The organism is Amycolatopsis sp. WAC 01375, assembly GCF_003947325.1.
In the GTDB taxonomy this organism is placed as follows: Bacteria; Actinomycetota; Actinomycetes; order Mycobacteriales; family Pseudonocardiaceae; genus Amycolatopsis.
Genome location: NZ_QHHW01000033.1, coordinates 23,193 through 36,024, shown reverse-complemented (window position 1 = coordinate 36,024; position 12,832 = coordinate 23,193). Strand labels below are relative to the sequence as shown.

The following is a 12,832-nucleotide window of genomic DNA, read 5'->3' as shown; positions in this document are numbered from 1 at the left end:
GCGAAGAAAACCACCCGGCACACCAACAGATCACCACACACGAGGGAGATCGCCATGGCAGCACAGGGAAAGAAGAACCAGGCAGCCGACGAACTCGCGATGTCCGGCGAGCAGTGGCGGCGAGCCAAGACGCAGATCGCGCAGTACCTCGACCAGGTCCTCGACGGTGAGGCATGGGCCCAGACCGGTGCTGAAGCCGCTGACGTCATCACCGAAATCCTTCGCCAGGAGGTCAGGTCATGAGCTGCACGCATTGGAGCTTCTACGTCCTCGCCGGTCTGGCCACGTGCCTCGACTGCGGCCACCAGTGGCACATCTGAGAAGGGAGAACCACGTGAGCAATCCCAGTGACGAGCGCTGGTCCGAGCGCGAGCAGCAGGCACGTCGTGCCCGCGTCTTGGCGAACCTCTTGGCAGCTGCCGAGCAGGCGGAAATCCCTCCCCTGCGCTGGAGCGTCAGCACCGCCGCCGGATCGTGCCTGCACGGCGAGATCGACGACCCCTTCGACAAGAACCCTCACACCACCTTCGACGCCTGGGTGCGGTTCCTCGGACTGCGCGTGAACAAGCACGGCGACCGCGCAAGCGGCACCTGGAACCACACCGTGATCGGCATCGCCAACCCCCGCCACTCTTCGACCACAAAGGACTGATCGTCGTGACCAAGCAGCAGCCCGCCTACGTTCCGTTTCCCGCGTTCTCCACGAGTTTCGAGGGCTGGACGCCCGACCCGGATGACTTGGAGCAGTGGGCCAACAGCGTCCGCGTGGAGGTGGTCGAGGGCTATGACCCAACCTTCACCGGCGAGGTCTCCGAGGAGGCCCTGGAGTACGCCGACTGCGGCGAAGAGCGCCACCTCGTCGAGATCGACACCAACTACAAGCCCACCCGCGACAGTCAACATCCCGTGCGGCTGACCCGCGGTGACGCCGTCAAGCTCGCCGGCGCGTTGCTCGAAGCCGTCGAGGACACCTTTCACTACTCCCGCTGCGGACGGCTCCGTCCCGCCGAGGCTAAGGAGCTGCTCGACGCGATCCGCGACACCGAGTACCAGCTCGTCGAGCTGCGTGACCACGCCCTGAACGACCTTCTCGTCGGCGCCGGCCTGACGAAAGACCCGCTCGACGTCACCGAGGAGAACCAGCGATGACGAACCCGCCCGCCGAACTCGTGTGGACTGACCAGCAAGGGCTCTACCTGACCGAGCACAACGACACCGTCTGGGCATTGGGAGCCCACAGCGTCCGCCGCGGCAAGAGCGGTTGGTCGGGCACGGATGAGTGGCACTTGCACCGGGCCTACCCGGAATCCGAGGACGTGGGCTGGGTGGCCGGGACGGTTCCACTCGACCACGGCCGCTGGATCGCGCCTCCAGGGCGTCGGCACCTTCCACGCGCGAAGCGGATCGCCGCGTGGATCATCGCCAATCCCGACGCCGCCGCGCGGATGACGCACCACGAGATTGTGCAGGCCGCAGGGAAGGAGGCGCCGCCGGCCGAGGGGTGACGAAACATGATCGATGACACGCCCAGGCCGCCCGAGAGGGGAAAGGAGCCCGCAGTGTTCGATGATGTGCTCGCGAAGCAGGGAAACATAAAGGAGCTGCGCCGATGACCTCGACTGGGAGCGGACTGGTGGTCGAGGGGTTCGCCGGTCCCGGGGGCTGGTCGGAAGGGCTGCGCTTGGCCGGGTTCCGCGGCGACTCTGTCGGTATCGAGCTGGATCGCGACGCGGCCGCGACCGCTACGGAAGCAGGCCACCGCCGGCTGGTCGCCGATGTCGCCACAGTGGACCTCGACCAGTTCGAGGCGGTCGACGGCGTCGTTCAGTCGCCGCCGTGCCCGCCGTGGTCGGCCTCCGGTGCCGGTCGCGGACGGATCGATCAGGCCGAGGTCGCGGACAGGATGACCGACTTCGCGCAGGGTCGCGTTCCGGACCAGGAGGTTACGTGGGCGGACGCGCGGTCGCCGTTGACCGCCGAGCCGCTCCGCTACGTCGCTCGGCTTCGTCCGAGGTGGGTGGCGTTGGAGCAGGTGCCCGCGGTTCTTCCGTTGTGGCAGCACGCCGCCGCGCTGTTGCGCGAACTCGGCTACCGCACGTGGACCGGCGTCGTGGCCGCCGAACAGTACGGCGTGGCGCAGACCCGCCGGCGGGCGGTGCTGACCGCTCGTCTCGACGACGGCGCGCTCGCACCTGGCCCGCATAGTGCCCGGCTGGTGTCGATGGCCGACGTGCTCGGCTGGGACGGAGCGGTGTTGGTGTCGAACTACGGCACCGGCGGCGACCCGAAACGCCGCGGCCGCCGGCCGATGACCGGACCCGCGTTCACCATGACCGGCCGTTGTGGACGGAACAAGTGGGAATGGCCCGACGGGACCCGTCGGAACATGACCGTCGCCGAAGCCGGGCTGCTGCAAGGCTTCCGTGTCGACTACCCGTGGGCAGGTGGCTCGACCTCCCGGCAACTCCAGGTCGGCAACGCCGTCCCGCCGCCCCTGGCCGCCGCCGTCCTGAAACCCCTGCTGCTCGCTGGCTCGAAGCCCTTCGCGGCTATCCCGGCAGACCCTGTGATCGGGGTCTCAGCAGCGGTGCTAGGCTGATCGACGACCGACCTGCTCGGGCTGTTGACGAACGGGAACCTGAAGGTCGACGTACGACTCGGAGTTCACGGAGTTTCCGCTCCACGGATTGCCGTCCTCGTGCCCGGCTGGTTCTCCTCTTCGCGGACAGGCCTCGTGGTAGCTCAGTCGCCAGATAGGACCCACGCCACGCGTTGGAAGGGCCGCTGGGACGAGTCCTTTTCGGATCCGCCCACTGTCTGGGTGTCGTATTCAGATCCGAGCGAAAAGGACGTAATCATGGCTGACAGCCCCACCACGACGTACAACATCGGCGGCGAGGACGTGCCGTTCCCCGACCTCGCCGACGGCCGCGCGATCAAGAACTCCGCGACCCGGTTCGCGAGCGCCTGGGGGCTTCCCCAGGAAGCCGCGTTCTGCCTGGCGACGGCGATGGTCGATCCGGCGCTGGACCGCAACCAGGTCGACGTGAAGCACCCCTTCGGGCATCTCCAGGCGATCCAGACGCCGGACGGCAAGTTCCTGCTGGCGCACCGCACCACCGTGTGGACCCCGACGATCTCCGGTGACGGGGGCAACGGCCGGAGCCGCTACGAGATCCAGACCCACAACGGCGGCACGTATCGCCCCTGGCCGATCGGTCGGCACCACAAGCCGGCGATCATCGACTACCACCCGGCGTCGCTGACCGACATGCTCGAAGCCGTCAAGCTCAGCGCGGAGACCATCAGGTCCCAGGACCTGATCACGCAGATCCGGCGCAGCCCCCGCGGCGTGTGGAACCCGCCCGTCGTGGTCATCGCGCGGGCGTACGTGACCAACGACGACGGTTCCGTCGAAGAACACTGGTTCCTCCACACGATCGACGGCAGCACCCGCGCCGAGGCGTGCCACGAGCTGACCGACACCGCCCCGGACGCGCCGCTGCTCGGCAGCGACGCCCCGCTGGACCACCTTCGGGACTCCTACGACCGGATCACGAAGCGGTTCCACAGCACCCCGATGTCGCGGAACACGCTTCACGCGGCCCGTGCCGCGACGATGCCAGCCCTCGTGGTCGTCGCGGCCGTCGACGGCGACATGGTCACGCCGATCAACCACGGGTTCCCGACCGTCATCAACGACTACGTCGAGTCCGTCCACGTGCAGCCGCGGCCCTTCACCGACGTCGCGCAGGCCAACGTCATCGGTGAACGGTTCGTCCTCAGCCTCCGGGGCGACGACCGCCTGGACGACGACATGGCCGACTCGATCCTCGGGCGTACGCCCGAGGTCGAAGGGAAGCCGTCCGTCCGTGCCGCGACCCTCGTGCACGCCGTGTGTGACGCGGAGAACGAGCCGCTGGTCCGGGACTTCGTGATCACCGACGTGGGCAAGTACCTCACGAAGGTCAAGCGCGCCAAGCTCATCGGCCCTCTCGTCGTGCGGCAGTTCGACGAGGTCGCCCCGTCTGCCGAGCGGGCGCTGATGCGCGCCTTCACGCCGGAACTGCTGATCCAGGCGGACTGGGACATCAGCGGCGCGAAGAGCGCGGTCCTTCGCAAGAAGGCGGTCGCCGAAGTCAACGCCGGCCGTTTCGACAGCCCGGTGCTCGCCGAGCTGATGGCCCGCGGCGGCCCGGCTCTCTGTGCCTCCGGGCTGCTTCTCGGCGATCAGGAGTCCACGGTCAAGGCCATCAGCGCGCTGCGTGGGAGCGTGGAGAAGGTCGTCGAGGGGCTCGCCAAGACTGCCGGCGGCGTCAACGTGCTCGCCGACGCGATCGCCTGGGCCGACGGCGAGCAGCCCTACCGGCCCAGGGTGTTCGACGTCGAAGGCGGCCTGAAGAAGAACCGCGACGGCGACGTGGTGCACTACACCGCCAAATGGACCGACGGCAACATGGGCATCCGCGCGCTCGCCTTCACCGGCGGCAAGCTCCCGACGTCTTCGGACGATTCCGAGGACGAGGGCGAAACCCCCAAAACTCCCGATGAAGTATACGCGGCGAAGGAGGAGAAGCTGCGCGATGAGCTCGGCCTGTCCACGACGCTGCTGCGTGACATGTTCGCCCTCAAGGACGAGCAGGGCCGGCCCGTGATGGCCCGGCTCGGCATGGAGAAGGACGAGGTCTACGAGAACTTCCCGAAGCAGCTGACCAAGCTCTACAACAAGTACGGCAAGGACGACGACCCCTTCGCGACGTTCCCCGAGGACGAGCTGCCGCTCGACGAGGATCCTGACGAGGAGCAGGACGACGAGGAGGAGTACGACCTCGGAGACGAGGACGAAGACTGATCCACGGGACCCCTCCCACAGAAAGCCCGGCTCCCACCTGTATGGGGGCCGGGCTTTCTGGCGAGCGGCTCCGGTTCGGCCCTCCCCCGTATTAGCGTCCAGCAGAAAGCCGAAGCTTGTTCCGCCCGCTGCGTGAACCCGAGAAAGCTTCGTCGACCTGTACGGGCGCGACTTGACACACATGGATACCCATGTCGGCGGCTGTGGACAAGCGATACGTGGACGAGGTCCTGCCACCGGAGTGGAGTATCGATTATATTCGAGCAAACAACTAGTCTGGTCTGTCCACGGCGAGGCAAGGGGAGAATGACACGATGAGCAGCAACAAAAACTTTTTTCTGTCTCCTCAAGCGGCGGCCATTTACAAACATAAGCTGCTCAAGAGCTACACGCCCGCCTGGGCAGGCAAGGTTGGGTCAACTTCTGCCAATAATAAGATTGTCGTTTATGACGCCTACTCGGGGCCGGGGCGCTATGACGACGAGAATCCAGGATCGCCTGAGTTGCTCGTTGATACCGCGGTGGCTATGGCAGATTTGCGGTCTGTCTATTCCGTGTTCAGTGAGAAAGAAGAGGATTACTGCAATAGGCTCAAAGAGCTACTGATAAGAAAATCGGTCGATCCTGCTACCTATGAAGTGCGACAAGGTCCAGTCGAGAAGCATGTGGATGATGTTTTGCGCGCCGCTGGCGACTTGCCAATATTGGTGTTCCTTGATCCGTATGGCCTAACTATTTCTTTTGATCGCGTTGTCGCTGTTTTGAAGTCTCGGGATAGGCAAGGTGTCTCGTCTTATCAGCAGCCAAAGACTGAGCTTCTGATGAACTTTTCATATGAGGCTGTACGGCGAATTTCCGGAGTCGTCCGCAGTGACAAAGAATATGCGGCCAAGGAAGGGCAACTGCGCGCGCTTGATGAGGCGTTGGGTGGCGACTGGTGGCGGGACCTGGCTCGCGATGAAGCCGAAGGCTGGGTGCAGGAGGTCCTGCTGGGGTACGCAAAGCGTGTGTGCGAGGCGGCTGGCTATGGATCGATCACAGCCAATGTTGCGGATTCATTAGAAGCAAAACCGGTTTATGAGCTGATTCTCTTCACGCGTCACTGGGATGGCCTGTGGGAGATGGCGCGGTCCATGTCCATGGCGCGGCAAGAGTGGCGAGGCTGGCTCTCTGCTCGTCGGGAAGCTGCTTCGGGTGGTCAAGAGGAGCTGCGCGGCCTCAGCTTTGATGATAACGAAGACGCTTGGGTAGCAGAAATTGCAAAAAACATTGAAGGAATTTTAATGGGCGAGCAAGGCTTTGTTGTTGAAGCCAGGCTTGGCAAAGTATTGGGGCGCACTCTGGGGCTGGCGCGTGAGACTCATATTCGACAGGCGCTAAAAATCTTAAAGGATCGCAGGGTGGTAAAAGATGTTCCTAAGGGGAAGTTGCAGCGGGCGTACGTCGCACGTGGTTAGGTCGCGGCATTTCACTCCAAAGCCTGCCGTCCAAGGTTCGCCCTCCACTCTTCGGGCGAAGGCCGCCCCATTGCTTAAAAAAGAAGGGGACTGAGTGGTCGCGACACCGATCACGTACGTTTCTAACCCATTCCGGATCTAGCTGCCGGGCGCTTGGACCACTCTCTCCTCCTGCGATCAGCCAATCGATCCCGGCGAGTGGAATTTTTGGTATCGGTCCCAATAGCGGCTCGCAGGATAGGAAGCGAACGGAGGCTGGAACGGACATGAGATCCCGCACGCGATCGTACTGATCTTCTGATTCAACGCTCACGCCCACCCAGACATTGCTAGGCCATTGCAAACTGGGTGCCATTCTTGACAGGCGCTTACTGCGTTTCGTGAGAATCTGATAGGTATGCTGCGGCGTCTCGCGCATAACTTGAAAAACGTCTTGAACAAAAGGCAGCGGCACCTTGGCGTGAAATAGATCACTCATTGAATTTACGAAGACGAGACGCGGCTGGCGCCATGTGTACGGTGTCGATAGCGCGTCTTTGTGTAGTGCAACTCCGAACCCTGGCCCACTTGTTCGTGAATCGCCATCAGTCTGATACTTGGCGACACCCATTGCCTTAAGTCGTTTCGCTAGGGTCAGCGCGTAGCAGTTGTCACAGCCTGTCGATACGCGATCGCAGCCGGTAGTAGGGTTCCATGTGGCTTCGGTCCACTCGATCGTACTCTTGGCTGACATGTCGACAGGGTAGTCCATCGAACAAGCGTTCTACTAGTGCTTCTTTGTGTAGGTGGGTCGGCGGGTATCGAGTGGGGCGCGCGCCGTGAAACTTGCAGCCTGCCGGCCTCGATCTTGGTCCACGCTCTGGTCCACGAACTGCTGCCCACTGGTGCCCGAGGGGCCCAGATTCGTACAACTGGCACCTCTAGTGACCAGGGGATCCGAGTAACGGCAAAGCAACGCTGGAACTTGTAAACAGAAGGTCAGGGGTTCGAGCCCCCTTGGCGGCTCAAGATCAAGATGGCGTCTGAACTGCCGATATGTCACAGTTCGCGAGTCCTATTCATATTTTCCTCAGCGCCGTTGGGCTCCGTTTCGTCTCCGTTTTCACAGCTGTGCCGATTTTGGGTCGAGTCTGCCTGCGGTACGGGCGATGTTCTGGGCAGGATGAGGCCGGCGCTCAGGACGTGCCTCCCTGGGCTCTGGCGAGGCATGCTGTCTCGCGTGGGCAGAGGTCCACGCCGCGAGCGGCTCAGGTTCAGGCAAGAGGCCGATGGAGCGAGCACGCACGAGTTCTTGAGTGTCGTCCGGTTTGGGCTGGGGCTGGCGGTTGAGCCCGGCCAGCACCGCGGGCGGGTCCCGAGCCAGTCCTGGTCACCGAAGTAGGCCAGGCAGTGGCGACGGCGGCGCGCTTGGCATTGAACGTCGCCGGGGCCGCGTCTCCCCACGCGGTGCGGATGTTCGGGCGCAGCCCGTTCGCGACCGCCGCCGACGGCGAACTCGCCAAGGTGTGCGATCCCGGCGAAGGCAGTGGGCAGTGCGGAGGTGTAGGAGCGGACGGTCTCCGGCGAGGTGATGCGGCCGGATCGGCCTCGCCGCCCGGCGAGGTGCCGCAGGAACGAGGCGAGCGCGTCGGCCGCCGGCACGCCGGAGGACGTCTCTCCGCGGCGACGGCGAGGTGCCCTTCGGCGCCCACCGGGCCCTCGATTACCTACTTGTCAGCTAATACCCGCGAAAAGGGTGGCTCCCGCGAACGCGCTCCCGCAGGAGCCGTTCCGCTGCTTGTCAGATAATACGTCATTATCAGACAATTGGCCGGAACTGTGGGCGATGGAGGTTTTCGCTGTGCCGCAAAGGCCTGGCCAGACCAGCCGCTTGCTCCCACTCTCCTGGAGGTACTTCCACGACACAGGAGAAACACCATGATGAAGAACCGCATGTTCGCCGGCCTGGCGATCGTGGCGTTCGCTGCCACTGCCTTCTCCGCTCCGGCCCTCGTCACCACGACAGCCCAGGCCGCAGATGCCCAGGCATCCTGCCGCGGTCGCGCAGAAGGTGCTTGGAATGTCCCCGGTGATGGCGACCCGGCTGGGACGGTTCGCTGGCACGACTACAACCAGGACACCGGAGACGACCAAGACAACTTCGAACTCGCCGACAAACCTGGCGACGGAAAGTCCGTCTCCCTCCGGGTGAAGAACCACGCCACCGGGAAGGAGTACTACGAGCACATCTACAGCGGCGCCACCGTGTGCATGGGCGTGGGAAACGTTCCCAACGGCGACTACGTGTACTGGTCCGCGTGTAGCTGGGACGATGGTGCGATCGTCGAGTGCCGAAGCGGCACGATCACCGAATAGCAGGCAAAGTGGCGGCGACGTCGAGGGTGGTGAGGCCTCGCCGCTACATTCCCGCCGCTACGAATGCATGCTCGAGACCTGCCGCGGAATCGTCACCATCCGCAAAGCCACCCACGGTCGGGGCAGCGGCCTCGACGTCCAGCGATTTCCCGGCCATCGTTCATCAACCCCCGGCGTGACGTCGCGGGGCCACCCACCAGCTGCTCTCTGGAAAAGTTGCCACGAAGGCCCAGCGTGGTGACCACGCCGGGACCTTCGGGCCTGGTTGAGCAAGTCGGACAGCAGCGTCGCGGGAAGCTGAGCGGCCAGATCGATCAGCGCGGTGTTGCGGCTCAGCCTCGCCCGGATGCCCAGCCGGTTCAACCGCCGCATGAGTTGCCGGGCGCTGATCGGGCGGCCGGGTGCGCCTCCCGGCAGGAGCCAGGCCGGCTCCATCGTGCGGCCCACGACAGCGCGTCCGTGGCGACGGTCGACAAGGTCCATCATCAGCGCGTTCGGGGAGACGGCTTCGGGAAGCTGACGCCGGCCGTGACGGTGCTCCGGTCGGACGGGCACCTCGCGATAGCCGCACTGGTTTGGGTTATGCAGCCTGCGGCCTGGATATTCGAGCGTTATTGGTGGCTGCCCCTTGTCGTGGACAGTCGTTGCCCGCCTTTCGGTGGCGTGGCGGCGAGGAATTCGTAGGCTCACGCAGGCGTCAACGGTCGATCTGTTCTCGCTGTAGGCGGCTGATGTCGGTCCCGCTGGTGACAGGTGGCGTTGGTAGTCGATCAGGCTGGTACTCGTCGATATGCGTTCGGGCGATCTACGTGTGCGCTTGGTCAGTGGGCTCCGTTTTCACCGCTGTGCCGAAAGTTGCGGCTTTGGGGCCCGTGTGGCCACGCCTCGGAGGCGTAAGACAGGGCGGACCGCCCCGCGTTCACCGAGCGGGCAACAAAGTGCGGGGGCTCACGGCGGCACGTAGCCGCGCGCGCAGGCCACGCTTGGCCAGGCCGCGTCGGACTTCCCGCACCGCTGCCCACGCCTGCGGCCCGGAGTGTGGACCGGTGCCCACGCCCGACCACAGTGCGACGTCCACTGTGGACGCCAACAGGTGCAAGCCGTCTACTGTGGACTGGTCGACGGTGCCGTGAGCGACCGCCGCCAGGTCGCGGACCGTCATGCCCGCGGTGCACGGGACGCGGTGCTCGCGTAGCCGATCCTTGGCCTCCCGGCAGGCACCGAGTACCGCGCCGATGCCCGGCTGACGTCGCCGCCGCCACGTACGCGCACCCTTGGCCAGCGGGATCCCGGCGAACCACGCCACCACCAGCGCCGCGAGCGCGACCAGGACCGGACCGAACGGGAACGTCCAGCCGCCGTCTCCGGTGCCGTCGTCCCCGGGGCCGGAATCGCCGCCGGGCAGCGGCCGGTCCTGTAGCTGCTCGGCCGGTGGCAGCTGCGTTCGAGCTTGCGCGGTCACCGCCGCGAGGCTGTTCGCGCTACCGGTCGCGGTGCGCGCCGCGCCCGTCGGATCCAACGCCACCCAGCCGACGCCGGACACGGCGACCTCCGGCCAGGCCACGACATCGCCGTTGTGGACGGTGTAGTCGCCGTCGGCATCCGGTTTGTCAGGTGTCCGGAAACCGACCACCAGCCGGGCCGGGATGGCGAGGGTCCGCGCGAGCGCGACGTACGCGCTCGCGAACTGCTCGCTCGTGCCCAGTTTGGTCTCGAAGAGGAACTTCCGCAGTTGCGGCCAGCTGTGCCCGCTCGGCAGGTCGGCTCCGGTGGCCAGCCGGTAGTGCTCGCGCAAGAACCGCTCCAGCGCGAGCGCGATCCTGAAACTGGGACGCAGCCCGCCGACGGCTCCACGCGCGAGCTGACCGACTTCCGGTGGCACGTCGCCGATGCCCGCGAGACCGCCGGGAGCGGATGAGTCGAGCGCCGCGTCGAGCAGATCCGCCGGGCGGATCTCCGGTGACCACCAGCTCAAGGTGTACCGCTGTGGGCCGTCATTGGGGCGTGGCAGCCAGAGGCTGCCCTGCGATTCCTCGACCAGCGGCGCGATCCCGCCGACCGCGGCGGGCCACGTCTGGCTGGGCAGCCACGGACCGGCCAGGCCGCTCGTGGTGATCGTCGCCGACCGCCGGTGCGTGGGCACGGCCACCGCCGGACCGGGCGCGAGTTCGGTGCCGAGCCGCCGGTAGCGGCTGCCGGGGCTCCAGTTGACGCCGTCGAAGTCGTCGAAGGCGACCAGTGGCCAGCGGTCGGTGTCGGCGTCGCCGCGGAAGGAGAACACCGGCGTGTCCGGATGTTCCAGCCGGTAGGCCAGGTCGTCCAGCGGGTTCGCGACTCGCGCGTCGAGTTCGGCGAGCTGATCCTGTTTCAGCGAGTAGGCCGGACCGGGAGCGGGCACGAGCAGGTTCGCGACGAGCGCGCCGGTGACGCCGAGCACGAACGCGGGCACAGCCAACGCCAGCACGGACACCTTCCTGCGGTGACCTTCCACGTCGGCCTGCGGCATCAGGACGAACACCCCGCCCGCGACAGCCGCGTACCCGAGCCCGCCGAACAGGGCCGGGAATCCGGACGTCGCCTGGTAAAGCTGGCTCACCACCACGACGGTAAAGCTCGGAAGGAGCGCCAGGATCGGCCGCCTCAGCCGGAGCAGCTCGACACCGAGCACCCCGGCCAGCAGCACCAGCAACGGGACGAACAGCAGCGTGGACGGCTCCGGTCGCGCCGGCCAGGTCGACTGCAGCGCGAGCCGCCAGGATTCGGTGACGCCGTCCGCGAGCGCGGAAAACGTTGCCCCGGTGGGAAAACCGGTGGCTGTCGTCGAGTAGAGCACGGTCTCGACCACGCCGGCCAGCCCGACGATCAGCAGCAGCAACGTCCGCCACGGCACCAGGGATTCCCAGCGTGAGCACAGCTCGGTGACGCCGAAGGCCAGTATCAGCGGGACGCCGATAGGTGCGAGCAACGCCGTCACGCCGAACACCGGGGCGAAGAACAGTCCCGCGACCGCGGCGGCCAGCAGGATCAACGCGGTGGTGAGGCGGTTCATCCCACCACCTCGTTCCATCTGCGGACCGCGTGCGCGGCGTCGGCGGCACTGATCACGCGGACGCCAGGAACGGCGATCGGCTCGGCCGCGGCGAGGTCGACGAGGAAGAGCGAGGAATAGCGTGGCCGCAAGGTGGTCAGCCCGTCGACCCTGCCGGTGGTGACGGCCATCAGACAGCCGCCCTGGTCACGTGCGGCCGCCAGCTCGCGGGTCACGAGCGTTTCCCCGGTGTCCTGGCCGATCTGGCACAGCTCGTCGAGCAGAAGCCGCGAACCGAGCGGGCCGCCGGCGGTGGTGAGGTCGAGACCACTGGAACCGACGAGCCGGGTGTGATGCCCGGCCATCGCGGACGCGTGCAGCACCGACGCTGCGAGGTCGACCGCTTCTTCGAAGACCTCGGGTGTGAAGGACGATCGGCGGGTGTCGAGCAGAAGTGTGAACCGCGGCTGCTGCGGATCGGCGTAGTCGCGGACCATCATCCGGCCAGTCCGCGCGGTGGCCTTCCAGTGCAGGTGCCGGACTTCGTCGCCTGGCTGGTACTCGCGGACGTCGCGCAGATCGAGTGAGCCGCGCAGCGAGTCGGTCGTCCTTCCGTCGTGGTGATGGCGCGGGTAGCCGCCGATCAGGGCACGGGCGGGATGACGGCGCGGATGCACCCAGAGTTCCGCGGTCTCCCCGGCTGAAAGCCGGTTCCTTGCCAAGCCGAACGGGTCCACCCGGTGCAGCGTCAGCGGTCCGACCGGGAGCCTGCCGCGGCGGCCGGTCGGCAGTTCGTAGCGGTAGGTGGCTTCGGCGTTCTGAGCGAGCGACCGGACTCGGACGGTCTGGACGGCGGCGCCTGCCTTGTCCCAGGCGTCGAACCCGCGCTGGCGACGTCCGGCGAGGTTGCGGACTGTCAGCTTCGCGAGCGCCGGGCGTCCGCGTTCGACGCGGTCCGGATATATCTCGCGGGAGACGTCGACGCGCAGGCCGCGTGCGGTGACGACGACCGCGGCGGCCACCACGGCGAGCCCGACCGCGCCCATGACGCGGAACAACGGATAGCCCGCCCACTCGGCGACCGCGAGCAGCAATATCGACACCACGAGCAGGACCACACCGCGGGCGGTCAGCCGCATG

The 12,832-nt window shown here is 66.1% G+C and carries 11 protein-coding genes; 8 read left to right on the top strand and 3 right to left on the bottom strand.

Going from position 1 to position 12,832, the window contains the following annotated elements; genetic code table 11:
* Nucleotides 1–54: 54 nt before the first annotated feature.
* The 7 genes from DL991_RS21225 (at nucleotide 55) to tcmP (ending at nucleotide 6,309) form a co-directional block, all read left to right on the top strand.
* A complete protein-coding gene (locus tag DL991_RS21225) occupies nucleotides 55–243 on the top strand; it encodes a hypothetical protein (protein ID WP_125786087.1) in 189 nt (62 codons plus the stop codon).
* A 91-nt stretch (nucleotides 244–334) separates the two neighbouring features.
* Entirely contained in the window at nucleotides 335–652 is a 318-nt protein-coding gene (locus tag DL991_RS21220) for a hypothetical protein (RefSeq protein ID WP_125786086.1), read from the top strand.
* A gap of 5 nt (nucleotides 653–657) precedes the next feature.
* Nucleotides 658–1,149, top strand: coding sequence for a hypothetical protein (locus DL991_RS21215; protein WP_125786085.1), 492 nt, complete (start codon nucleotides 658–660; stop codon nucleotides 1,147–1,149).
* On the top strand, nucleotides 1,146–1,505 hold the full coding sequence (locus DL991_RS21210; RefSeq protein WP_125786084.1) for a hypothetical protein: 360 nt from the start codon (nucleotides 1,146–1,148) through the stop codon (nucleotides 1,503–1,505). The genes DL991_RS21215 and DL991_RS21210 overlap by 4 nt, the downstream gene beginning before the upstream one ends.
* A 104-nt stretch (nucleotides 1,506–1,609) precedes the next feature.
* Complete coding sequence (locus DL991_RS43390) at nucleotides 1,610–2,599, top strand: DNA cytosine methyltransferase (protein ID WP_233598928.1); 990 nt, start codon at nucleotides 1,610–1,612, stop codon at nucleotides 2,597–2,599.
* A gap of 258 nt (nucleotides 2,600–2,857) precedes the next feature.
* The gene (locus tag DL991_RS42660) at nucleotides 2,858–4,852 is read left to right on the top strand and encodes a hypothetical protein (RefSeq protein WP_158634440.1); all 1,995 of its coding nucleotides are present in this window, start codon (nucleotides 2,858–2,860) and stop codon (nucleotides 4,850–4,852) included.
* Nucleotides 4,853–5,166: 314 nt separating this feature from the next.
* Nucleotides 5,167–6,309: a three-Cys-motif partner protein TcmP gene (tcmP, locus tag DL991_RS21190; RefSeq protein WP_125786083.1), complete on the top strand. Its 1,143-nt coding sequence runs from the start codon at nucleotides 5,167–5,169 to the stop codon at nucleotides 6,307–6,309.
* On the opposite strand, the gene DL991_RS21185 is transcribed toward tcmP, so the two are convergent.
* Nucleotides 6,269–7,042, bottom strand: coding sequence for a DUF5131 family protein (locus DL991_RS21185; RefSeq protein ID WP_125786082.1), 774 nt, complete (start codon nucleotides 7,040–7,042; stop codon nucleotides 6,269–6,271). The genes tcmP and DL991_RS21185 overlap by 41 nt on opposite strands.
* A gap of 1,184 nt (nucleotides 7,043–8,226) precedes the next feature.
* Here DL991_RS21185 and DL991_RS21180 point away from each other — a divergent pair.
* Nucleotides 8,227–8,664, top strand: a complete 438-nt coding sequence (locus DL991_RS21180; RefSeq protein ID WP_125786081.1) for a hypothetical protein — start codon at nucleotides 8,227–8,229, stop codon at nucleotides 8,662–8,664.
* Nucleotides 8,665–9,583: 919 nt separating this feature from the next.
* Here DL991_RS21180 and DL991_RS21175 read toward each other — a convergent pair.
* Both DL991_RS21175 and DL991_RS21170 read right to left on the bottom strand, forming a co-directional pair.
* Complete coding sequence (locus tag DL991_RS21175; protein WP_158632687.1) at nucleotides 9,584–11,713, bottom strand: DUF3488 and transglutaminase-like domain-containing protein; 2,130 nt, start codon at nucleotides 11,711–11,713, stop codon at nucleotides 9,584–9,586.
* Nucleotides 11,710–12,831, bottom strand: coding sequence for a DUF58 domain-containing protein (locus tag DL991_RS21170; RefSeq protein ID WP_125786079.1), 1,122 nt, complete (start codon nucleotides 12,829–12,831; stop codon nucleotides 11,710–11,712). The genes DL991_RS21175 and DL991_RS21170 overlap by 4 nt, the downstream gene beginning before the upstream one ends.
* Between the last annotated feature and the right edge of the window lies 1 nt (nucleotide 12,832).